This is a genomic window from Paenibacillus sp. TAB_01, from assembly GCF_043945595.1.
GTDB lineage: Bacteria > Bacillota > Bacilli > Paenibacillales > NBRC-103111 > Paenibacillus_S.
In genome coordinates this window covers 4,734,896-4,759,109 of the sequence record NZ_JBIFNP010000001.1, presented here as the reverse complement: position 1 = coordinate 4,759,109, position 24,214 = coordinate 4,734,896, and the positions used below count along the sequence as shown (strand labels likewise).

Below are 24,214 nucleotides of genomic sequence, written 5' to 3'. Positions count from 1 at the left end.
CGGAAAGGGGATAAGATCTAATGAAACGAAAAAATATCGTGATCGTCATGAGCGACGAGCAAACCTGGAACACGCTGAGTCTCTACGGCAACAAAACCTTGCGCACGTCTCATGCCGACCTGCTGGCACAGGACGGCGTCGCCTTCGACCATTGCTACACTGCTTATCCTCTCTGCTGCCCGGCGCGATCGACTCTATGGACCGGGCTGCTTCCGCATAACCATCACGTTACCGGAAATTGGCGGCATATCCGCGAGGAGCTGCGCGATCAGGGACTCATCCGGCCTTTCCGCGATGCCGGATATCATACCGTATATTGCGGCAAATGGCACGTGCCGGGTACGACGCCGGAACGATATGGGGTGAACGATGCCGTGGCCATTCCCGCCGTCGTCAAGGGTCAAGACCGCGGCCGGTATATTACCGAGTACCGGGAATATGCCATCGCTCAAGGCTATCCGCTCGTAGAGGGCATGATGGAGAACTTGACGGAGCGGGATATGGCCCAAATGAAAGTGCGGGGGAAAGCGCCATGCGGTACCTCGGAGATTCGTCTCGAGCATTATCTGGAAACGTGGCAAACCGGGAAGTTTCTTGAAGCGTTGGAGCGAAGGCCGGACGATCAGCCGTTTTTTGCGGTCGTTTCCTACAATGCGCCCCATTTTCCTTTGATCGTGCCCGAGCCGTACGATAAGCTGGTGGACCCCGATTCGGTGGAGCTGCCGCCGAATTTCCACGGCACATTGGACGGAAAGCCGGAGGAGCTTCGCAACCTGCATTATTACAAGCAGATGGAAGGGCTGCCGGAGGCGGAATGGCGGCGTTTCATTGCGCATTATCTCGGCTTCTGCTCCTTGATCGACGATCAGCTGGGCCGGATCGTGCAATATTTGAAGGAGCAGGGCGAGTATGAGGATACGATAGTTGTATTTACTTCGGATCATGGCGATATGATGGGCGCACACCGGCTCATCGAGAAGGGGCTGTACTTGCATTATGACGAGGCGCTGCGCGTACCTCTGATCATGGCGCATGCGGGAACGAGCGGGGAGCGCAGCGACGGCTTCGTCATGCTGCACGACCTGCTGCCGACGCTGGCCGAATGCACAGACACGCCGATGCCCATGCCGCAGGACGCCAAGTCGTTCGCAGGTCTGCTGCGCCAGCCTTGCGACGCCTCCTCGGAACGTGAGGCGGTGCTCTCGGAAACGTTCCGGCTTCGCGGCGGCATGAACGGATCGGGCGATGATATGCCCCCGGAGCAGTTCCGTAAGGAGGACGGGGACGTCCATTTATCGCTCCGCAGCAAGACGTTTCGCTACACATTTCACTACCATGGCCCGGATGAGCTGTACGATAAAGCTGCCGATCCGCATGAAATGACCAATGTGGCGGAAGATCCGGCTTACGCCGGGCCGCTGGCCGATATGCGGCGTAAGCTGGTGCAAGAATTGAGGGACAGCAGCTTGTTCATGACGAAGCTGGTAGAGGATCGGCTGGCCAAGAAATAATTGTACAACCTGCTGTAAACATATAGAATTGAAAGCAGGTGCCCATCGTGACAACGGTGGGCTTTCTTGGCACTTACCATCGGGACGACAGGGGGATCTCGCATGAAAGCTTTTTCTGTTCGCTGGAGTCGGGATAAGCTGTTTTACAGGTATTGGATTTCGTTTTTATTGCTTTGCGCGGTACCTATCCTGCTGCTTAGCTGGCAGATGTACGGCAGTGCGGCGGTCAGCCTGCAGGAGGAAGTCGAGCAGGCGAATCTCGGCAAGCTGAACCTGATCAAGACAATGATCGATCAGCGCCTTAAGGAAATGCAGCAGATGGCGGCCCGCATTGCCGACGATTCCAGCATTTCGCCGACGAACTTGGCGACGGAGGGGTATGCGCGGATTGACGCCGTGAGGCAGCTCTCGAAGTACAAGGCGAACAACTCGCTTGTAGACGAGGTGTTTTTGGCTTACCGCGACCATAACTACATCTACTCCTCAGCCGGCATGTATTCCTTCAACAGCTTCGAACAGTATTTCTACGCCCTGCCTCCCGAAGACGCAGCAAGGCTGCGCAAAGCGTTGGATGAAACGGACCGCGAGCAGGTTCTCAAATTTAGCGTAGGGCTCAAGGACGGCTCGACGGGGCCTGAGATGCTCGGCTTCTTGTATCCGATTCTGACGAGCGGCAATACGTCCAAGGGCACCGTATTGTTCGTCGTGAAGGAATCGGTGCTGTCGGCCATGCTGCAGGAAACTTCGACCAATCTGAAGGGCGAAACCCTTGTTCTCAACGAAAAGGGCGAGCAGGTTGCCGGGTTCACCACAGAAGCGGCAGCTATAAACGATCTGCAGGGGATGATTCGCAGCTTCAAAAAAACCGGCGTCTACTCCGCGGAGAGCAGCGGCACGACGTATTCCATCGTGCTTATTCGTTCGGACACGTCGGGGTGGAGCTATGTCGAGGCGGGCCCCAGCACCCAATTCTTCTCCCGGGTGTTTAAGCTCCGCAACCTGCTTTATCTGGTTCTGACGGTCGTTGTCGTTATCGCCGCCGGCAGCGGTTTTTTGCTGGCAGCCTACAATTATCGGCCGATTCGGCGGCTCGCCGAGCATTTGCAGCGTGATCTGCCGATTACGGCGGCGGATGCGGAAGGAGAGGCACCTGATCCAAGGCGGCAAACGGGTCTGGAGATGATCGGACATGTCGCTCAATACGCTATCGAATCTAGTAAGCGCTTGCAGGAGCGGGTGCTGCAGCAGCGCGAAGTGATGACGGAGCAGCTCATGCAAAAGCTGCTCGGCGGCAAGCTGTCGACGCCCGACGAGCTCTCTTATTGGCTTGAAAGCGTGGAGCAGCGCTTTGCTTTCCCGGCCTTTTATGTAGCCGTTATCACGCTGCGCGACCCCGGGGGCTTCAATGCCCATTTAAAAAGCGAGGTGTTGGAGCTGCTCAGCCAGGACACCCTGGATAACTACTGGATGTACTGCGTCGAGCCGGCAGAGGAGCAATGGCTGGCTGTGATCGTCAATACGAACGAAGAGGAGACGGCGGAAACGGTGCTGCGTTCCCGGGGCTCGTTTTTGACGGAGATTTTGCACGAGCATCTGGGTATGGCTCCCATTGTTGCGATCGGTTCTCCGGTTGCCGACCCGCTGCAGATCAATCGTTCCTATGTGGAGGCCTCGGCCTGCCTGGAGCAATCCATTATCACCGGGGAGGAAGGGTACAGGCTGTTCGCCGAACTGAAGAGGGAGGCCAATCATGAGTACTGGTACCCGATCGATGAGCAGCTTCGGCTCGTTCAAAGTATCCGGCAGGGCGACCGCACGGTCGCGATGGAAAATCTGCATTTGATCATGAAGGCACTCTCAAGCAGAGGCTCGTCTCTGCTCATGCTGCGGTATGTTTGCTTTGACGTCGTCAATTCGTTCATTAAGGCGGTGAAGGCGCTGGACAAAGACCGCTACTCCCGGGAGCTGGAGGATTTAATGGCTTTTCAGACGCTGGGCGAGCTGGAAAGCAAGCTGACTGCCTTAATTGATGCTGTGTGCGGCATGGTTGAACGGATGAAGGAGACAAGACACGATGCGCTCATCGGGCGGATGATCGGTCTGGTGAACGAGTCCTTCGACAATCCTTCGCTTAATCTGGACATGGTGGCGGATGGATGCGGCGTATCGGTCTCCCATATCGGTAAGCTGTTCCGCGAGCATGTCGGCACGACGTTCGGCGATTACGTGACTGATCTGCGGATGAAAGAGATTAAAAGGCGGCTTATCGAAACCGAGGAGGCGATCAAAGATATCGTACAGCGCTGCGGCTATATCGACCTGCCGAACTTTGTCCGCAAGTTCAAATCCATCGAAGGCATCACGCCGGGGCAGTACCGCAAATTGTACGGAAAGCTGCCGGCCCGCCCGACCGGAGAAGCTTGATAAACGGTCTGCAGCCTGGGGCTGCAGGCCGTTACTTTTACAATGACAATTGTAAAGCGTTTGCACATATCGTCCGGCGGATCCTTTGCCGGCTATGCAGTTTGCTTGACGGTCAGGCATCGGACCCGCATGACAAAGCGGAACCGAAGCTACATATTTTGCGCCGCCCCGCTTCATGATAGGATGATCTCACCTAACCTACTATCCCAACAAAGCGAGGGCGATTGCAAACATGCTACCCGAAAAAATGCTATCCGAACCGAATGCTGCGGGCATACAGGCCGCAGCGCGACCAGCCCGTCATAACCGTAAGAAATGGATCACCTACACCAAGAACTACGAATTGTATCTGATGTTTCTGCTCCCGCTGGCGTACTATATTATTTTTCATTACGTACCTATGTACGGGGTGCAGATCGCTTTCAAAACCTTCCTTCCCGTGAAGGGCATCAGCGGCAGCCCATGGCTCGGCTTCGATCACTTCGAACGTTTCTTCCATTACTATAACTTCTGGCGCGTCATCGGCAATACGCTGGGAATCAGCCTGTATACGCTGGCTGTCGGCTTTTTCGCTCCGATCGTATTGGCGCTTATGCTGCACGAGGTCAAAAATGCCGCGTTCAAGCGGCTTGTCCAGAACGCGACGTATTTGCCGCATTTTCTGTCCGTTGTGGTCGTGGTCGGCATCATGATTACATTCACTTCCGTGCGAGGAGGCGTTATCAACAGCATTATCGGCTTGTTCGGACACGATCCGATCAATTTCATGATTGAGCCGGGGTATTTCAAAACATTGTTTGTGCTGAGCAACGTGTGGGAGCATATGGGCTGGAACGCTATCATTTATATGGCGGCGCTCGCAGGCATCAGCCCGGATCTGTATGAGGCGGCCGCAATGGACGGAGCCTCCCGTTTCAAACGGCTGCTAAACGTGTCGCTTCCCGGTATCATGCCAACTATTATCGTTCTGTTGATCTTACGGGCAGGGCAGCTGCTCAATGTCGGCTTCGAGAAAATTTTGCTCATGCAGAACAGTGCGAATATGGCGGCCTCGGACGTCATTTCGACTTATGTGTACCGGGTCGGCCTGATGGAAAGCTCCTTCAGCTTCGCCGCAGCCGTCGGCTTGTTCAACTCGGTCTGCAATTTTATCATCCTGCTCTTAGCGAACTATTTGGCGCGTCGCGTCAGTTCGTCGAGCTTATGGTAGGAGGTGAACGGCATGTCGGCTCTAAACCGGTTTGAAACCCGTTCGGATAAAGTGTTTAACTTATTTATCGTTTGCGCGCTCTGCCTTGTTACCGTTATAGTCGCGTACCCGCTTTGGTACAGCATCATCGCATCTTTCAGTGACCCGATCAAGGTGATGAACGGCGAAATCCATCTTTGGCCGCAAGGCTTTAACTGGGAAGGATATTCCAGTGTATTGGAAAATGAGCGGATATGGACCGGCTACCGGAATTCTCTGTTCTATACAGTGGTTGGCGTATCGATCAATCTCGTAATGACAGTCTTGGCGGCGTACCCGCTGTCACGGACCGATCTGAAGGGACGCAATGCAATGATGATGGTCGCCTTGTTTACGATGTTTTTCTCCGGCGGCCTTATACCGCAGTATCTTGTCGTGAAATCGCTTCATCTGGATAACTCGGTTTGGGCATTGGTCCTGCCGACAGCGATCAACACATACAACCTGATCGTTATGCGGACTTTTTTTCAAAACAGCATTCCTACAGAGTTATACGAGGCGTCGTATATGGACGGGGCTTCGAATACCCGTATCCTCCTCAGCGTCGTACTGCCGCTGTCCAAGCCGATCCTCGCGGTTATGTTTCTGTTTTATAGTGTCGAGCATTGGAACTCTTACTTTAACGCTATGATTTACTTATCGGACAAAAAGCTTCAAACGCTGCCGCTGATCCTTCGCGAAATCATCATTCAATCCTCCGCACAGGATATGACCGGCACCGATCCGAACGCCACGGAGCGCATGCTGCAGGCGGAATCGATCAAATATGCGAGCATCATCCTCGCCAGCCTGCCCATGCTTATCATGTATCCGTTCATCCAGCGTTTTTTCGTCAAGGGAGTGATGATCGGCGCCGTCAAAGGCTAGGCGGATACCGGCGGTCCTTCGGATCGCCCGATCTTAGCTGAAAAGTTCTGATCAGCCGCTTTTCTTATAAACATATTTATGGAGGGGTTCAACATGAAAAATTGGACAAAACCGGCAGTGCTGGCACTATCGGCGACATTGATGCTGCAGGCCGCCGGCTGCAGCAATCAGGAGAGCGCACCGGATGCCGCGGCACCGGAGAACAGCAATGTGGCGCCGACCGGATATCCGATCGTCAAAGACAAGATTACCTTGAAAGCGTTCTCCCGGCAGGATGCCCAGCTCGGCAACTATGCCGATATGTACCTTTTTAAAGAAATGGAAAACAAAACGAACATCCACCTGGAGTTCGATACGCCCAGCTCGGCCAATAATGCGGCAAAAGAACGGATCAATCTGATGTTCTCCACCAGCGATCTGCCGGATATTCTTCTTAAGAACGATTTGGGCACGGCCAATATACAGAAGTACGCCAGCCAGGGGCTGATCGTCGCGCTGGACCCGTATATCGACAAGTACGCGCCGAACTTTAAGGCACTGATGGAGAAGTACCCGGATATCCGCCAAAGGGTTACCGCGCCGGACGGACATATTTATTACCTGCCCAACATTAAGGATTACCTGCCTTCCAACGTCGGCCGGTACCCGCTGATGAATACGGAATGGCTGAAAAAGGTCGGCATGCCCGCACCCAAGACGTCTGACGAGCTGCTCCAGGTGCTTACTGCATTCCGTGACAAAGACCCGAACGGCAACGGCAAAGCCGATGAAATACCGTTCAGCGCGCATAATCTAGATTTCCTCACACATGCGGTAGGGACCATGTTCGGTCTCGATTACCAGTACGCTCAGGGACAGCTGTTTGGCGCCAATTTTGACAACGGCAAAGTCAACATCTGGCTGGACGACCCGCGTTACAAGCAAACGCTGCAATTTCTGAAGACGCTGAACGATCAGAAGCTGATCGACCCGGAAATATTTACGCAGACCGATCAAGTGTATTTCGGTAAGCTGGCGGACAATCGAATCGGCTTTACCCCGCTGTATCAGCCGCGGAATGCCGGTAAATACGCCGGACAATTCGATGCGATCGAGCCGATCAAGGGGCCTAACGGCGATCAGCTGTGGTCGTTCTTGAACCCGCGCGCGACAGCGCCTGCGTTTATCATAACGAAGGCGAATAAAAACATCGAAGCCAGCGTTCGCTGGGCGGATTATCTGTACGGCGACGAGGGCGCAACCCTCGTATACCTCGGTAAGCTTGGGGAAACGTATGAGCAGAAACCGGACGGCAGCTTCTCCTACAAGCAGGAGCTCTTGAACGCGCCTAACGGCCTGGAACGTGAATTGGGCTCCAAATGGACGTATTTCCCAGGCGATCAGCCGGCCGGCTACTTCGCGGAGAAGCAGCTCAGGCCGACGATGGAAGGGACGCCGATGGCGTCTTATGTGGATAAAGTGAAGGCGTTTCTGCCGAAAACGGCTAATCTCGCGCCCATGCTGCCGCTCGAGAAGCAGGACCGGCGCGAACCAGATCATCAGCGATCTGGAGACTTACGTCAAAGAGACGAAAGCGAAGTTCATACTGGGTACCATGTCCTTCGACAAATGGGATGAATATACGAAGCAGCTGGAGAAAATCGGGCTGAACGAGCTCGAAACCATGTATCAAGCCGAGTTCGACAAGTCGAAGAGTAATTAATCGCCGCCCCCCGGTCCCGCTCATGGAGCCGGGGGATCATTCATTCAGGAGCGTGATGAACTATGAAGCAGCCGAATCTAGTGTATGTTTTTGCCGATCAGCTAAGGGCCGACGTGCTCGGGTATGCAGGAGATGCTAAAGCGCATACGCCCAACATCGACCGTTTCGCCTCGCAATCGATGGATTTCAAGAACGCGGTATCGGTATATCCGGTATGCGCCCCATACCGGGCCAGTCTGTTCAGCGGGAAATATCCGTCCAGCACGGGGATGGTCATTAACGAAATCCGCAATATGCCGGACCCGGATGCGATCGGCCACGTTCTTACCGGCGGCGGATATCAAACCGGCTACATCGGCAAATGGCATCTGTATAATCACAGCACAGACCACAGCGATATGACCAATCATTACGTACCGCCCGGCCCTTATCGGCTGGGATTCGACGGTTTTTGGTCGACGTACGGATTCAATCATCTGTATAAAAAAGGGTTCTACTTCCAGGATGACTTCGTCCGTCACGACATCCAGGGCTACGAGCCGGATGCGCAAACCGACATGGCGGTTCACTATTTGGAAAACGTGGACCGGGAGAAGCCGTTTGCCATGTTCTTGTCTTACGGTACCCCGCACGATCCATGGACATGGGATAATGCGCCGGATGAATTTGCGGACATGTTCCGTGACGTCCAGTTCGACGATCCCCCGAACTTTACCGGGGAAGCATCGGCGGATCTATTCTGGAATGCGCGATTCAGCAAGGAGTGGGTCAAGGACAACTGGATTCCAAACCGGAATGCTTTCAAGCAGGTGTATTATTCCATGGTAGCCAATCTCGACGCCAACTTCGGCAGGCTGATGACGGCGCTGAACCGGCTCGGGTTATCGGAGGACACAATCGTCGTCTTCACCTCGGATCACGGGGAAATGTGGGGAGCCCAGGGGCGCATCGCCAAAAAGATATTTTACGACGAAGCGGCCCGGGTTCCGTTTCTTATGAGATGGCCGTCGCGGATCGCTGAAGCGTCGCAAACGGATGTCTGCCTGAACACGCCTGATATTATGCCGACACTGCTCGATTTGCTGCAGCTGCCGATCCCGGCGTCGGTGGAGGGACAGTCGGTCAAGCCGAGCATTCTTGGCGAATCCGGGCTGGAGCCTGAAGCGGCCTTCCTGCAGGGCATGGGCCATACATATCAGTGGGAGGATGGGGATGAATGGCGCGCGCTGAGGGATAAACAGTTTACTTATGCCCGGATGATTGACGGCAAGGAATTTTTATTCGACCATCGCAGCGACCCGTACCAGCTGAACAATGCAGCGGCCGATCCGGCCTACGGCGAACGGCTCGAGAAATACCGCGGCATGTTAAACGCGAAAATGGCCGAGCTGCAAGACGAGTTTCATCCGTGCACCTGGTACAACGGGCGTTGGGTCGTCGACCGGATCGTTGTCCGCTCGGCGAGTAGAGAGCTGCTTTAGCCAGGGGCTTGCGCTGATCGGGCTTCGGCAATCAATCACTGGGCAGCATGACGGACTTAGACTTGACCATGGGAGGAGCGCCTGCCCTTTTCCGTACCCGTGGAGCCGCGGCTGCAAGCTCTTGTCGGCGGTAAGCGAATTGACATATCGAAATCGAAATGACCAATCGCCAGCGGGCAGCCCCCATGTTAGATTAGTACGTGCAACTTACTCGGATCTGGAGGGATACAATTTTGAGCAAGAAGCCGCATATACTTTTTATCACAACCGATGAACTGCGCAAGGATGCTTTGTCCTGCTACGGCAACCAAGCGGTAGCTACGCCCAATATCGATAAGCTTGCGGAGCAGGGGGTTCGTTTTGACCAAGCCTACACGGCGAGTCCATGGTGCTTACCGTCCCGCTGCGCAATCCTGACCGGAAAATACCCGCATCGCAGCGGAGCCTACAGCAACTTCCGCAAATGCGAGCTGAATGCGGAAATTCCGAACCTGTTCAGCGTGCTCGGCAAACACGGTTACAAATCGGCGATGTTCGGCAAGTGCCACTTCGCTCCGGTTCCTTATAGCGAAACCCGTGCGGACCGGACGCTTCCTTATGATGAATTCAAAGCGTACTATATGACGCTCGGCATGGATCATCTCGATCTGCAGGATGACAAGCAGGTGTCCGTCTGGTTCTATGACGATTACGCCAAGGAGCTCGATCAGGCCGGTTATTTGGAAGCTTACCGGAGAGATACGTGGGATGTTGCCGGCAAACGGAAGGTGTTCGATTTTCCGGGGCCGGCCGAATGGCATCCGGACAGCTGGGTAGGCCGCAAAGCCGAGCAATATATCGAGCAGTACGAAGACGATGCGCCTTTATTTGCATGGGTATCGTTCAGCGGACCCATTATCCGTTCGACTCGCCGGAGGCATATTTGAGCCGGGTCGATATGACGAAAGACAAGCCAAGAAAGATGAAGGCAGGCGAGTTCGACGATCCTTCGCGCATTCATCACCGCAGCTGGCATGGGCCGGGCAATATCGATGGCTCTAATTCAGCGCCCGGCAGGGCCAGCAAAAATTACACAGAGGAATATTGGCAGCAGCTGCGCCGCAGCTATTATGCGAATATTTCGCAAATCGACGACTATGTCGGCCGGGTAATCGAGGCGGCGCGGAGCAAGCTGGGCGATAATCTGCTCGTCATCTTCACGGCCGACCATGGCGAGATGCTCGGCAATCACGGCGTGTGGGGCAAGCATGACTGCGCTTACCAGGACGTGCTGAACGTGCCGCTGCTCGTTCAATTCCCGGATCATCCGGCGCCGCAAGCCACCGATGCCCGCGTCATGCTGACCGGCGTGATGGCGACGTGCCTCGCCGCTGCGGGGCTGCCCGAGCAGCAGACGGATGGGCGCGATTTTCGCTCGTGCATGGAGGATGGCGGTTTTACGTATACGTTCGCCGAAGGCGAGGGGTTCATCGCTGTGAGCGATGGTACCTACAAGTATGTGTATACGAACAAGGCGGGGCAGGAATATGCCGAGATGTTCGATTTGAGCGTCGATCCGGACGAATACGATAATGCCCTGGAACGTCCTGAGCTTGCGGCCGAGCTGGCCCGGCTGAGGGGGCAGGCCATCAAGCATTTCATGCCTAAGGTGCTGGCTTGACGGAAGCGAAATGGCCGTGAATCCATTGCATATCAGACGGGCGGATACCCGATCCTTCTCCTTCCGTCTGATCGCCATGGCCATTTTCCTGAATGTGACGGGGGGATGAAGCATGAATCGAAAACCGAATATCGTCTTAATTACGACCGATACCCAACGCTGCGATACGCTCCGCTGCATGGGCAGCGAATTTGCCTTGTCTCCCAATCTGGACCGGCTTGCCCGGGAGGGGGTCTTGTTTACGCAGGCGCATACGGCTTCTCCGGTCTGCTCGCCGGCACGGACCTCTCTGCTTACAGGCATGCACACGCACATCCACGGGTGCATCGAAAACGGCATCGACCGGGGCCCGGGTCTGCCTGTCTTTCCCGACTTCCTGAAGGAGCAAGGGTACTTTAACATCATGGTGGGCAAAACCCATTTCGGGCCTGTGCCCGAATCGTTCGACGTCGTCTATACGGCGGTGGAAAAGGGAGCGGACGCGCAGGACAGCTACGCCGTTTATTTGGAGCAGTTCGGAATTGCCCGGACCGATCCGGTTATTCCCGAGGAGCATTTCCTCGACGGTTTTCTTGTGAATACGGCGATCGAGGAAATCGGAAAAGCTGCGGCTGCGGAGGATCGGCCTTTTTTCGCCTATTGCTCTTTAGTCAGCCCTCATGATCCCATCGATCCTCCCGGGGCGTGGGCGTCATTGTATGACGAGGTCGAACTGCCGCCATTAAACTACTCTGCCGGCGAAGAGGAGACGTATCCGGAGCCTATGCGCAGGCTTATCGGTCCGCTGGATGACCGGGAGCGGGCACATTTGGGACCCGGTCAAGCGCGCTACTTCGACTCTCATTGCGGGGTGGCCCGGTACGGGGAACAGGACATTGAAAAGCTGAGACGGCGTTACTACGGACTTGCCGCTTACTGCGACCATCAGATCGGAAGACTGCTTGATTATATCGACCGCGCAGGCTTGCGTGAGAACACATTGGTCATTTTCAGCTCGGATCATGGCCAGGAATATTTCGATCATGGCTTCAATAACAAGCACAACTACCATGACGCTTCGTGGCGGGTACCGCTGATCCTGCGCCAGCCGGGAACGCTTCCTGAGAACGAGCGGCGCGATTACGCCGTGTGAACCGACATTACGGCGACGATTCTGGGTGCGGCCGGCACCGCCTGCGACGCAGTACAAGGCTTCGACCTCTATACGCCGCTTGCGGAAGGGAAGCCGTCCCCGAGGCGCTGCGCCGTCGGTACGCTGTACCGCTCGGCGGCTGTTGCTACCGACCGCTGGAAGCTGGAATATTATTTCGATGAAGGCAGCGGCCGCTTGTTTGACAGAGCCGCCGATCCGCTGGAGCAGCACGATTTGTTTAACGAAGAGGGCTGCTCCCAAATCCGCGACGAGCTGCTGCATGCTCTGCTGCTATGGCGGGCGGAAACTACGGACGTTTGGCATTTGAAGCACCATCGCCATGGCGGGGGCCGGTTGCAAGGCGTTTGGAGTACCATACGAAGCAACTGCTGGCTGTCGACGCGGAGGCACGCCTCCAGGAAAGGCTGCTGGCTGCAGGCGTATAAATGGAGAAGCTCCAGCGATGCCCGGTTGTTATGATCGATTGACAAATTTATGAGGAAATGAGATGAGTCCCAATGAGTTCACAAGCTCTCAGACCGCCTTCGGTACCGCTGATTACCGTTGACCCTTACTTTAACATTTGGTCCGCCGCCGACCGGCTGACCGATGCGGAAACGGTGCATTGGACCGGCAAGCTTCACAGCATGATCGGCATTGCCCGCATTGACGGGGAGGCCTACCGGTTTATGGGCGGCAAAACGCGTTACAGTGACGCCAATCGAGTACAGGCGGCAGCAATGACGCAAACAAGCCTGAATGTGACTCCGCTCTCCACGATCTATACGTTCGAGGCCGGAGGCGTGCGCCTAACGATCCGGTTTACGACGCCGCTGCTTCTGGACGACCTTGACGTGCTGAGCCGTCCGGCTTCGTACGTTCATTTCCGGGCGGAAGCCATGGACGGCGCAGCCCATCAGTTAGAGTTGTACTACGATATCGGCGGGGAGCTGGCTGTCGATTCGCCGATTCAAGAGGTGGCCGCCTATAGGTCACAGCTATCTGACGGCAGTCCTCTTCTGCGCATCGGGACGACGACGCAGAAGCTGCTGAACCGCTCGGGCGATGACCTCCGCATTGATTGGGGCTACGCCTGCCTTGTTTTGCCTGGCGGGGACCAACAGGACGCGGCGATAGCCGATCATACGGCACGCGAACGCTATGCAGCTGACGGAAGCTTCCCGGAGAGCGATGATGATAGCCTGCCAACCGATTTAGTCCACCGCAAGCCGGTGCTTGCGTCGCGCATCCGTTTTGGTGCAGTGGCCGGCTCGGCCGTAGAGCGCAGGGTCATTATCGCTTACGACGATATTCTTTCCGTAGAGTATTTCCATAAGCCGCTCCCCGGTTATTGGAAGCGGAATGGACTCACATTTGAGGCTATGCTGACGGCTGCGATCGCCGAGGCGGACGACCTTCTGGCCCGCTGCGATCGGTTTGACTCGCAGATGATCCGCGAGGCGGCAGCGGCCGGCGGCGAGAAGTACGCCGATATTTGCGCGCTTGCCTACCGGCAGGCGATCGCCGCACATAAGCTTGTCGCGGACGAACAGGGACAAGTGCTTTTTTTCTCGAAGGAGAATTTCAGCAACGGCTGCATGGGAACGGTCGACGTCAGCTATCCGTCCATCCCGCTGTTTCTGAAATACAACCCCGAGCTGGTCAAAGGGATGCTGCGCCCGGTGTTCCGGTACGCCGCATCGGACGCATGGCCGTATGATTTCGCACCGCACGATGTCGGACGCTATCCGCTCGCTAACGGTCAGGCTTACGGAATGGACATGGAGCGGCAGATGCCGATCGAGGAATGCGGCAACATGCTGATCATGACCGCTGCCGTATGCAAGGCGGACGGCCATGCCGGGTTCGCTGACGATCATTGGGAGCTCTTAACCAAATGGTCTGCCTATTTGACGGACTACGGCATGGATCCCGGCAACCAGCTGTGTACCGACGATTTCGGCGGGCATCTGGCGCATAACGCGAACCTGTCCATCAAGGCGATTATCGGCATCGGCTGCTACGGCCTGCTTGCCCGAATGAGAGGGGATGAGGCGGCCGCCGAGCGCTGCCTGGCTGGGGCTAAGCAAATGGCGGACCGCTGGGAACGGACGGCAAACAACGGCGAATATTACCGCCTGGCGTTCGATACCCCGGATTCATGGAGCTTGAAGTACAACCTGGTATGGGATACGCTGCTCGGCTTGAATCTGTTCGACCCGGCGATCCGGGCCCGCGAGATCCGGCATTACCTGAACATACAGAACAAGTACGGCGTGCCGCTAGACAACCGCCAGACGTATACCAAAGCGGATTGGCTTGTTTGGGCGGCGACACTCTCCGAGCGGCCGGAGGATTTCGAAGCGCTGATCGAGCCGCTATGGCGGTTTCTGCACGAAACTCGCAGTCGCGTTCCGTTTACGGACTGGTATTATACGATTGACGGGCGGCTTACCGGCTTTATTAACCGCTCCGTGGTCGGCGGGGTATTTATCAAGCTGCTGGCCTAATCCTGAGGCGGGCGGCAGAGACGGGTACATACACCAAAACCTCCGCCAGCCCGTCCCGTCACTCGGCATAATTCAGGGAGGCTTTTCTCACGAAATAAACCGTAACAACGATAAGCTATACTGGAAAAAGACGGCCCGGTTCGGGTCGTCTTTGCTTTTGCCATTACGACAACGTTTCTACCTGTCGCTTCCTGCCGAAGCGGGCTGCTCCGTAGTCCATCGGCTAATTTTTCGCGGTAAGGGGAAGGGCCTGATCGTTGTTCGTTTGACAAACGGGGTTAACGGCTGGATCCGGTGTATGGGTCAGCTATCAAAAAAGGATGCGCGGTTTAAGAAACAATCAGACTCCTTAATAAGCGGTTTGTGGTAAAATTGATAAAAGCTGCACATACCTGAGTAAAATGAACTCATCACAAGGAGTCTGTTATGAATGGATAATCGTTCCCCTCTCCCTTTGGAGGCAAACGCATGAAGAACACGTTGTTTTACCGTACCTTATTATCTTATACCCCGATTTTTTTCGTCATCATCTCCATTCTCATTGTCATCTTCTATGTGAAGATCAGCAGCGAGTCCCGGGAGCAGATCGACCGAGCCAACGTGACGCTTGCGGAGCATGTCAGCCGGAATATCGACTCCTCGCTGCAGCTGACCGAATACGTCATCTTGAACCAGCTGCTGACCGATGAGAAGATTAAGCTGTTTTATGAAGCCAAGCACGAAATCGAGCCGTTCCTCGCCTATCAAATTTCGAAGCAGCTGGGCGATATGTCGAATATGTTTCCTTTTTTAAACGATGTATACGTATACAACCGGACTACCGGCGAAGTCATTACGAAGAATACGGTCATGCAAAAGAACCAGTTTCTGGACCGCCCGTTTATTGACCAGGTGATGAGCCAGCCTTCTCCTTACCGCTGGACGGCGCCGAGAGCTTATAAGGAATTTCAGGATATGAATGCGACGAGTGTGGTCACCATTGCCCAGCAAGTGCCGCTCAGCCTGAAAGATCAAGGCATCGTGGTAGCGAATGTGCGCACCAGCAACATTCTGAGCATGATCGAAGAGGCGACGAATACCCAATTAAGCGGCGTACAGCTGCTGGATGCGGATAACCGACCGTTTGGAAGCCAGACGGCCGCCGAGTTGTCGGCCGGGACCGTACATAAGGAGCAATCGGCTTATACCGGGTGGGTGACGGTTACCGGACTTAAGGATACCGCCTCGCTGCAGATTCTGTCCGTTTTCTCCGATATATGGACGATTATCGGTCTGCTGACGATTGTTGTCGGCATCGGCTGGCTGACCTACGTCACGCACCGCAACTACAAGCCGGTGCAATCGATTATTGAGAAGATCGACGCCTTCGCGCTTCCCCTCTCCAAAAAAACGGCCGGCCGTAAAGGCCCCGGGGAATATACGTTCATCATGTCCGCGCTGGACAAGCTGATCGAGCAGTCCAACGATTATGAGAAGCAGCATAAGGAAGATTTGATATACCGGCGCAAGCTGTTTTTCCGGGAGCTTCTGGAAGGCGGGCGGGAGGTTCCGGAGGACTACTGGAGAGCCGAGACGGCTAAACTGGAGCTGCCTTCCGATTATATAAGCCTGACCGTCATCGTCGTCGAATTGGATAAATACGCGGAATTTACGAAGCGGTACTCGCACCGCGACCAGCAGCTGTTCAAGTACGCCTTGAACAACGTCATCGGCGAAATATCGGCGGAGGCGCCGGTCTACGTATGGAGTGAATGGAGAGAGGCGAACCAGCTTATCTCCATCTGCCTGATGAAGGAGCCCGAGCTTTCGTCCAAGGATACGCTGTACGGTCTCTTCGAGACGTTGAGGGTATGGGTGGAGGAGCATTTGCACTTCACGTTATCGGCCGGGATCGGCCCCGAGGTGGATCGCCCGTCGGAGCTGACCGCTTCTTTCGATAAGGCGCAGGAAGCGCTTAATTATAAAAGCTCGCTTGGCTCCAACCGCATCATCGGTTATTGGGACATTCAAAAGGTTCCGAGGGAGGACATTTACCCGTTTATGCAGCTGACCAAGACGATGACGCAGCAGTTTAAGCTGGGCCAGGACTGGCGTTCTCCGCTTGCCGAGATGTTTGCCAGGTTCAAGGAAAACCCGATCTCCAGGGAACAGGTCCAGAACATTCTCGGCTACCATTTGTTCCATTTCCGCAAGGAACTGCAGAGGCTGAGGGAAGCATCGCCCGGACTCGATCTGGACGATACCGTAAGCGAGATGGACGCCTGCGTCGAACAGATGGATACGATAGCTGAAATCGAGCGCACGATGACCTCGCTGTTCGAGCGGCTGGACGCGGCCATAGCGAGAAATCGCGACGAGCAGTCGAATTATGCGCTGATCGTGAAGATCAAGGAATACATTACCGTCCATCATGCCAATCAGGAGCTGAGCCTGCAGCATCTGAGCGACGAGTTCGGGCTCAGCCCGCGTTATGTGAGCAAGCTGTTTAAGGAAACGTTCGGAGAGAAATTCGTCGATTACTTGACCGATGTGCGCATCAATCAAGCGAAGCTGCTGCTGACCCGTTCGACCGGTTCGGTCCAGGATATCGCGGAGCAAGTCGGCTACGGCAACGCCATTTCCTTCATCCGTACGTTCAAAAGAATCGTGGGCCAGACGCCCGGCGAATTCCGGAAAGATTCGAACCAGGGCTCGGACTCGGTTCCGAACTTGAACTCGGACTCGGGATAACCTGCCGGTCTGACCGGAGTTCCTGAGCTGAAACGCTGCCCTGCTAGGCCGTTTCCCCTTCCTGTGCCGAAATCGTCTATCGGCGAAAATCGTTTATGCCTCTCCTATAAGCCCGCCCCTCCGTGCCGGAGCTTGGTTTGTCCAAGCCCGGCCGCAGGGGCGGGCTTTTTTTACATGAAGGAATTTATATGTTTTCGGGGTCCCCGCTAAGTACCTGAGTCCGCTTCGAAGCACAAGCCCCACTTTGTGGGGTTATTTTACCCTGTAGGATTGATGTGCGAAGCTCCCGCTGCATATCTGAGTAGATTTCGAGGCAAAATCCTGCTTGGTGGGGGGATTTTGACGCTGCGTGTACTTTCCGTTTATACCGGAAACATGTATATTGCCGGAAGCTCACCCGGCATTTTATAGTTCAGCTATGCCCAAATTTGAACAACAGTGAGGTGAGCCTGATGATGCTGACCAAGAAGATATGGAAGCGGAACATTCCGTTATATACAATGTTCCTTCCGGTGCTGGCGTTTTTCCTCCTATTCAAATACGCCCCCATGCTCGGACTCGTCATCGCATTTAAGGATTACAATTTTATGGATGGGATTGCGCGCAGTCCGTGGGTAGGACTGAAGCATTTCCGAGCGATTTTCGGCAATCCGCAGACGCTTCTCATTATTAAGAATACGTTGACGCTTAGCTTGCTCAATGTATTCGTCGGCTTCCCGTTTCCGATTGCCCTTGCCCTTCTGCTAAACGAAGCCAGGCGCATGTGGTTTAGAAAGACGGTGCAAACGCTTGTTTATTTACCCCATTTTTTCTCGTGGGTTATCGTCGGGGGCATTGTTCTGACCGTATTCTCGCAAGAGTCCGGAATCGTCAATCATGTGCTGCAGAAAGTAAGCGGAGACACCTTCCCTTTCTTATATGTAGAGGGTTCCTGGATGACCGTCTTCGTCGGCGCAGGCATTTGGAAGGAGGTCGGCTTTAGCGCGATCATTTATTTGGCGGCCTTAACGGGCATCGATCCTTCCTTGTACGAAGCCGCAAAGCTGGACGGGGCGGGCAAATGGCAGCAAATTCGCCATATTACCCTGCCGGGTATCAGCTCTACCATCGTCATCCTGTTTATTTTATCGATGGGACGGGTGATGGAGGTCGGCTTCGATCAGGTTTACATGCTGCAAAACTCTACCGTCACCCGGGTGTCCGAGGTTATCAGCACCTACATGTACAAGGTGGGGCTTATGGGGGCGCAGTTCAGCCTGTCGACGGCTCTGGGATTATTCGAGTCGCTTGTCGGGCTCATCCTGGTCGTAAGCGTCAACGGGATCGCGGGCAAATTTGATAAAGGTTTATGGTAGGAGGGATTTCGGCATGAAGGACACCTGGGGCGAAAAACTGTTTTACGCCTTCAATTACGTACTATTAACTGCAGCGGCGCTCAGCTGCTTGCTGCCCCTGATCTATTTGATCTCCATCTCGCTCAGCGATTCGCAAGCCGTAGCTTCCGGCATCGTATCCTTATGGCCGGTCGGCTGGTCGCTCGATTCTTACAGAGCTTTATTCGTCGGCACCAATATCAAGGAGGCGTTCTGGAACAGCATCGTGCTGACCGGGGTCGGAACGGCGCTCAGCATGCTTTTCACGATCGCGGCGGCTTATCCGTTGTCGCGGAACTATTTTATCGGAGCCCGTTTCTTCACGCTGCTGATCGTCTTCACCATGATGTTCGGAGGCGGTCTCATTCCGACTTATTTGGTCGTGAAAGCGCTGGGGCTCATCAATACATACGGCGCCGTCTGGTTTACCGGGCTGGTCAGCGCTTACAACATGCTGGTCATGATGACGTTCTTTAAGCATATTCCGGCCGAGCTGGACGAAGCGGCGCAGATGGACGGCTGCGGCGAATGGCGGTATTTGGCGACCATCGTCCTGCCGTTGTCCGTTCCGGTCATCGCAGCGCTCAGCTTGTTTTATGGAGTGGGCTACTGGAACTCGTTCTTCAATGTGCTCATCTACATCAACGACACGAGCAAATACAACATGGCCGTGCTTATCCAGCAAATGGTGCAGAGTCAATCGCTGCTCGCCGAATTGAACCAAAGCAGCTCCTCCGACCAGATTGTGCTGACACCCGAGGCAATTAAAGCGTCCGGCATCATCACGATGGTGCTGCCCATGCTCGTTGTTTACCCGTTCGTGCAAAAGCATTTTGTTAAGGGGATCATGCTGGGCGCGATTAAAGGCTGAGGCTGGGCTTGAACGTGAAGGAAGAAGGCCGGCCCTCGAAGGAGGTGAAGCCCGCAGCGAGCGGCATAAGCACGGTACGGGTCGACAAGGATTATTCACTATGGAAAGAGAAATCATTAGATGAATTCAGGAGGGTTGTATCCATGAGAAAACGAATTAACAAACGGATGGTATACGGCAGTATGGTTTGTATAGCGGCATTGTCTGCACTGCTGGCCGCCTGCACAAAGGAAAGCGCCGATCCGGCTCCAGGGGCAAGCTCGGGGGAAGGCGGCGCAAAGCGCGGACAAATTTCAGTGTCCTTATACGACCGGGGACCGTCCCTCAGCAGGTCGGCACCGTAGAGAAAAACAACTGGACGCAATATGTAAACGAGAAAGGTTCGGTCGACGTGAAATTCGTGCCGATTCCCCGGGGCGAATCCATACAGAAGCTCAATGTGCTGTTCGCCTCCGGCTCGGCGCCGGACGTCATTCATGAGTTTGATTCGCCTTTCCGCAACCAGCTGTATGCCAGCAAGCAAATTATGCCTGTCGACGATTTGATCGAGAAGTACAGCACCGTATACAAGAAGCTGCTGCAAAAATATCCGGAGCTGAAAAAAGCGGCGACCAAGCCGGACGGCAAAATGTATGAGTTCGGCCGGGTGCAGCGGCTCGTCGGCTTCCAAGCGCTGTTTATCCGCAACGATTGGCTGAAAAAGCTGAATTTGAAGGTACCGCAAACGACCGAAGAGCTGCTGCAGGTCGCCAAGGCGTTCGCCGAGCAGGACCCGGACGGCAACGGGAAGAAGGATACCTACGGGATCGCCTTGAGCTCCGAAACCGGAGCTACGGTCGACACGATGTTCCAAAATTTCGGCTGGATCGAAGAGGGCGGCAAAATGATCAAAGATTGGGACCGTGCTCAAGCGGCTCTCGCCTTCAAAAAGCAAATTTATGACAGCGGGCTGACGGATAAAGATTTCCTCGCCGATAAGAACGGCCAGAAGTCGATCCAGGACTGGGTGAGCGGCAAAACCGGCATCTTCGTCGGCAGGACGGTCGACACCGTCAACTTTAAAACGTATTATGAGCCGCTCAAGAAAAATGTTCCCGGCGCCGAGGTCATCGCGATCAAGCTGCCGGAAAGCCCGTACGGACGCTTTGCCGCCGGCGTTAACAACCCGGTGCAGATGACTACGGTCATCAATGCATCGGCGAAAGAACCGGCCGCAGCTATGAAATACGTGGACTTTATGTCGTCCGACGAGGCCGCCAAATCATTTCGCTACGGGTTCGAGAATGTGCATTACACCGTCGGCCCTCAAGGCTGCCCGGTTCAGAAGGATCCGGAGAAATATAAAACGGAGATCGCCTGGAACGTCGACTTCCAGCTGCTGCTGCAGCAAATTGAAATGGGCGATTGTGCGCAGGTCGAAGCTCAGCTCAATCCGGATGTTCCTCTGGAGAAGGATTTCATCGAAATTATCAAGCAGAACAACGAGGCCAATCTTGCTTCCGATGTGAAATACGGCCGCATTACGCACACCGAGCATTTCCCGTCGCTGCCGGCGAATCTTCAAACGATCGCAACCAATACCGCTCAGATTTCCGATATTTATAACAAGGCGATCGTTTCCGGCGACAAATATACGGTCGATCAGGCGATGAAGGACGCCCGCAAAATGTGGGACGATCAAGGCGGCAAGCAGCTGGAGGACTTTTACGGCAAATGGTATGCCGAGCAGAAGGATAAAGCGTTCCTGGCGGCCGATATGATGAAATTTGCCAAAAAATAACGAGAGAAACCGGAGGCTAGGCCCATGATGTATTTTGCAGATACGAGCCGAGGAAGGCCGTATGCGAAAGACCCGGCCGTCGTCAAATTCGATGGCCGGTATTGGATGTACTATTCCATCCCTCCTTACGGGGATGGACGTGAGAAAGACGGCTGGGCGATCGGTATTGCCGTCAGCTCGGATTTGACGGAGTGGACGCGCATGGGAGAGCTGACGCCGCAGGCGGACTACGAGTCCAACGGCTTATGCGCGCCCGGCGCCATCGTATTGGACGGGCACATCCATCTCTTCTATCAAACGTACGGCAACGGTTCAGAAGGATGCGATCTGCCATGCCGTTTCCGCTGACGGCACCGAGTTTCGCCGCAACGCCAGCAATCCGGTTTTCTCTCCGGCCGGAGACTGGAACAACGGGCGGGCGATTGATGCGGACGTCATCGTTCATGACGGCAAGCTGTTTCTTTACTTCGCCACTCGCGATCCGCAGGGCGAAATCCAGATGCAGGGCGTCGCCACGGCGCCGCTCGGCTCCGGCTTCGGCCGGGACGCCTGGACGCAAGCGGGCGGCGGCACGATTCTGCAGCCGGAGCTGCCCTGGGAGGGGCAGTGCATCGAGGCGGCTGCCACCTGCAAGCGTGACGGCAGGCTGTATATGTTCTACGCCGGCGCCTACAACAACTGGCCGCAGCAAATCGGCTGCGCGGTGAGCGACGACGGAATGCGCTGGCAGCGGCTGTTCACCGAGCCGTTCCTGCCGAACGGTCACTGCGGGAAGCTGGAATTCAAGCGAGTCGGGACATCCTTACCTGTTTACAGACGAGGACGACCGCATGTATTTGTTTTATCAAGGCAATAATGACAATGGGAAAACATGGTATTTGTCGCAAGTGGAAATTGTCTGGGACGGCTCTATGCCGAAAATAAAGGAGGAATAGGGAAGACCTTCGTAAGCGATGAACATAAGATGCTTCACGCAACAAACAAGAAGAGCACCGGTGCCGGTGCTCTTCTTGCTTATGAGTCTCAAACCTGTACCTGCTCTAGCCTTGCGACGATTATCGTGCGCTCAGCCCGATTTGACCTTATTTGACCAATATATTTCTATTAAAGACTTCTACAAGCTCAGACGCTGTACTCGCCGTATGGTAGACGCCGGCAAAAGGGCCGTCCGGAGAGCAGTAACCTACCGGGATGTTAAAGACTTGCTCCAGAATCAGCTTAATGCCAGGAAGGTTTCCGATGGCAGCGGGAGTGTAAGCTTCCGTTACGTCGTTCGCACGACGCTGAAGGTCGCGCGCCTCGTCGTACTTGCCCTCGTTCATTTTCTCCATCATCACTTTATGGTGATAGCAGGTGATGGCCTGCAGAGCTCCGATATTTCCATCCGCGCCCATCAGCTGCGAGCAGATCGCCAATTCATCTGCGCCTGTGAGAATATTCAGGTCAGGACGGATTTTCTTGAATCTTTCCAGGATGTAAAAGTTATTGTCGGTGAACTTGATGCCCCGGAAGGTAGGCACTTTTTTCATGGCTTCGAGCAGCGCAGCCGGATCAACGGATTTCCCCCCGGTTAACGTTTTGCCCATGGCCACCCAATAAATATAGAACGGGATGTTCGGTGCGGCAGCGGAAATGCGCTTAAAGTAAGCGACGTTTTCTTCCAAGGAAGCCTGCTCGGAAATACCGACGGAGGCTACCGCATACGCGCCATGCTCCGCTGCATGGGCAGCCAGCTCAACCGAATCATCCAGGTTCTCATTGTAGCCCACATGGACGAAAATCGGCAGCTTTCCTTTGGCGGCAGCTAAGACGGCTTCCGCCCATTGCTTTCTTTTGGCCACATTTAAATGCGCGCCTTCTCCGGTTACAGCCGAGCATATACAAGCCATCCGCTTGCTGCTTAACATACATGTCAACCAAGGGCTGGGCCAATTCCGTTTTAATATTTCCCTTTTGATCCATAGGTGTAACGAGTGCAGGCAGTACGCCTGTCAACAATTTTTCCTGCATTGTAACTCTCTCCCATCTTTTTTTGAATGATTATTGTAATGTTTTCACATAACAATTGAAGTTATCCTTTGACGGCTCCGCTGGTAAGACCGGCGACAAAATATTTGTTCAAGGTAATGAACACCACAAGCATCGGAATAACGGCCATAACCGTACCGGCCATCATCAGATCCCAGGAGGTTACGGATTCTCCGGAGCTTTTCATCGAGACGATACCTACAACGAGGGGCTGCTTATCCGGATTGCCTAATGTAAAGACCATAGGAAGCAAATAATCGTTCCATGAATTCATGAAGGCAAGCAGCCCGACGGTGGCAATCAGAGGCTTCGTCAGCGGAAAGATGATGTTATAAAAGATTCGGAAAAAGCTGCAGCCGTCGACTCGGGCCGCTTCGTCGATTTCTCGGGGAATGCCATCGATAAAGCCTTTGGCTAAATATAAGTTGGTGACATTGATCCCAAAAATATAGATGATAATAACGCCCCATAACGATTGGTTGAGATGAAGGGCTTTGGCCATATTCAGCTGAGGATATAAATACAAGCTGCCCGCAGAGATGAACATGGAGAACGTAATCAGGGCAAGCAGCGGCTTTCTCCCTTTAAATCTCCCTCGAGAAAATACATAGCCCGATGTGATTGAAGTGACGATGGTTCCGATAACAATGACCGTGCACATGTAAATACTGTTCCATGTATAAACCTTGAAGTTCGACAGGTTCCAGGCCTTTTCATAATTTTTCAATGTAGCCTGCTGCGGGAAGAACGAAGTAGACGTTAAAATACTTGCCGTGTTTTTTAAAGAGCTGACCACCACATAAAATATCGGGAAAATCACCAGGACGGCGATCAGCACGAGCACAAGGTATAAAGGAACGGATGTCAGCCATGGTTTATTTTTCATTCGTTTCGCT

Annotated in this window: 18 protein-coding genes and 2 pseudogenes; 17 read left to right on the top strand and 3 right to left on the bottom strand. The window is 54.4% G+C overall.

Annotated elements, in window-relative coordinates; translation table 11 throughout:
• The first annotated feature begins 20 nt into the window (after positions 1–20).
• From ACHHV8_RS23050 to ACHHV8_RS22970, 17 genes and pseudogenes are all read left to right on the top strand, one after another.
• A complete protein-coding gene (locus tag ACHHV8_RS23050) occupies positions 21–1,511 on the top strand; it encodes a sulfatase-like hydrolase/transferase (RefSeq protein ID WP_395161788.1) in 1,491 nt (496 codons plus the stop codon).
• 102 nt (positions 1,512–1,613) lie between these two features.
• Positions 1,614–3,935 (top strand): helix-turn-helix domain-containing protein, encoded by a 2,322-nt coding sequence (locus tag ACHHV8_RS23045; RefSeq protein WP_395161787.1) that lies wholly within the window; start codon positions 1,614–1,616, stop codon positions 3,933–3,935.
• Between the two features lie 232 nt (positions 3,936–4,167).
• Positions 4,168–5,145, top strand: coding sequence for an ABC transporter permease (locus ACHHV8_RS23040; RefSeq protein WP_395161786.1), 978 nt, complete (start codon positions 4,168–4,170; stop codon positions 5,143–5,145).
• 12 nt (positions 5,146–5,157) lie between these two features.
• Positions 5,158–6,051, top strand: coding sequence for a carbohydrate ABC transporter permease (locus ACHHV8_RS23035; RefSeq protein ID WP_395161785.1), 894 nt, complete (start codon positions 5,158–5,160; stop codon positions 6,049–6,051).
• A 93-nt stretch (positions 6,052–6,144) separates the two neighbouring features.
• Positions 6,145–7,668, top strand: a complete 1,524-nt coding sequence (locus tag ACHHV8_RS23030; protein ID WP_395161784.1) for a type 2 periplasmic-binding domain-containing protein — start codon at positions 6,145–6,147, stop codon at positions 7,666–7,668.
• A gap of 147 nt (positions 7,669–7,815) precedes the next feature.
• On the top strand, positions 7,816–9,234 hold the full coding sequence (locus ACHHV8_RS23025; RefSeq protein ID WP_395161783.1) for a sulfatase family protein: 1,419 nt from the start codon (positions 7,816–7,818) through the stop codon (positions 9,232–9,234).
• A gap of 200 nt (positions 9,235–9,434) precedes the next feature.
• Positions 9,435–10,894, top strand: a pseudogene (locus tag ACHHV8_RS23020) (sulfatase family protein).
• Positions 10,895–11,006: 112 nt separating this feature from the next.
• Entirely contained in the window at positions 11,007–12,026 is a 1,020-nt protein-coding gene (locus ACHHV8_RS23015; protein ID WP_395161782.1) for a sulfatase family protein, read from the top strand.
• Between the two features lie 195 nt (positions 12,027–12,221).
• Positions 12,222–12,506 carry a hypothetical protein gene (locus ACHHV8_RS23010; protein WP_395161781.1) on the top strand — a complete coding sequence of 95 codons (285 nt, stop codon included), beginning with the start codon at positions 12,222–12,224 and terminating at the stop codon, positions 12,504–12,506.
• Between the two features lie 38 nt (positions 12,507–12,544).
• A complete protein-coding gene (locus tag ACHHV8_RS23005) occupies positions 12,545–14,536 on the top strand; it encodes a glutaminase domain-containing protein (protein WP_395161780.1) in 1,992 nt (663 codons plus the stop codon).
• Positions 14,537–15,004: 468 nt separating this feature from the next.
• Positions 15,005–17,266 (top strand): helix-turn-helix domain-containing protein, encoded by a 2,262-nt coding sequence (locus ACHHV8_RS23000; RefSeq protein WP_395161779.1) that lies wholly within the window; start codon positions 15,005–15,007, stop codon positions 17,264–17,266.
• 455 nt (positions 17,267–17,721) lie between these two features.
• Positions 17,722–18,621 carry an ABC transporter permease gene (locus ACHHV8_RS22995; protein ID WP_395163600.1) on the top strand — a complete coding sequence of 300 codons (900 nt, stop codon included), beginning with the start codon at positions 17,722–17,724 and terminating at the stop codon, positions 18,619–18,621.
• A gap of 13 nt (positions 18,622–18,634) precedes the next feature.
• Positions 18,635–19,510: a carbohydrate ABC transporter permease gene (locus tag ACHHV8_RS22990; protein ID WP_395161778.1), complete on the top strand. Its 876-nt coding sequence runs from the start codon at positions 18,635–18,637 to the stop codon at positions 19,508–19,510.
• Between the two features lie 143 nt (positions 19,511–19,653).
• Positions 19,654–19,854, top strand: a complete 201-nt coding sequence (locus tag ACHHV8_RS22985; protein ID WP_395161777.1) for a hypothetical protein — start codon at positions 19,654–19,656, stop codon at positions 19,852–19,854.
• 47 nt (positions 19,855–19,901) lie between these two features.
• On the top strand, positions 19,902–21,290 hold the full coding sequence (locus tag ACHHV8_RS22980) for an extracellular solute-binding protein (RefSeq protein ID WP_395161776.1): 1,389 nt from the start codon (positions 19,902–19,904) through the stop codon (positions 21,288–21,290).
• A 24-nt stretch (positions 21,291–21,314) separates the two neighbouring features.
• A complete protein-coding gene (locus ACHHV8_RS22975; protein WP_395161775.1) occupies positions 21,315–21,638 on the top strand; it encodes a hypothetical protein in 324 nt (107 codons plus the stop codon).
• Positions 21,574–22,146 (top strand): family 43 glycosylhydrolase, encoded by a 573-nt coding sequence (locus ACHHV8_RS22970; protein WP_395163599.1) that lies wholly within the window; start codon positions 21,574–21,576, stop codon positions 22,144–22,146. Before ACHHV8_RS22975 ends, ACHHV8_RS22970 begins: the two co-directional genes overlap by 65 nt.
• 226 nt (positions 22,147–22,372) lie before the next feature.
• On the opposite strand, the gene ACHHV8_RS22965 is transcribed toward ACHHV8_RS22970, so the two are convergent.
• The 3 genes and pseudogenes from ACHHV8_RS22965 to ACHHV8_RS22955 form a co-directional block, all read right to left on the bottom strand.
• Positions 22,373–23,179 carry a dihydrodipicolinate synthase family protein gene (locus ACHHV8_RS22965; protein WP_395161774.1) on the bottom strand — a complete coding sequence of 269 codons (807 nt, stop codon included), beginning with the start codon at positions 23,177–23,179 and terminating at the stop codon, positions 22,373–22,375.
• A 4-nt stretch (positions 23,180–23,183) separates the two neighbouring features.
• Positions 23,184–23,300, bottom strand: a pseudogene (locus ACHHV8_RS22960) (hypothetical protein); the annotation flags it as partial.
• A 61-nt stretch (positions 23,301–23,361) separates the two neighbouring features.
• Positions 23,362–24,204 (bottom strand): carbohydrate ABC transporter permease, encoded by an 843-nt coding sequence (locus tag ACHHV8_RS22955; RefSeq protein ID WP_395161773.1) that lies wholly within the window; start codon positions 24,202–24,204, stop codon positions 23,362–23,364.
• Between the last annotated feature and the right edge of the window lie 10 nt (positions 24,205–24,214).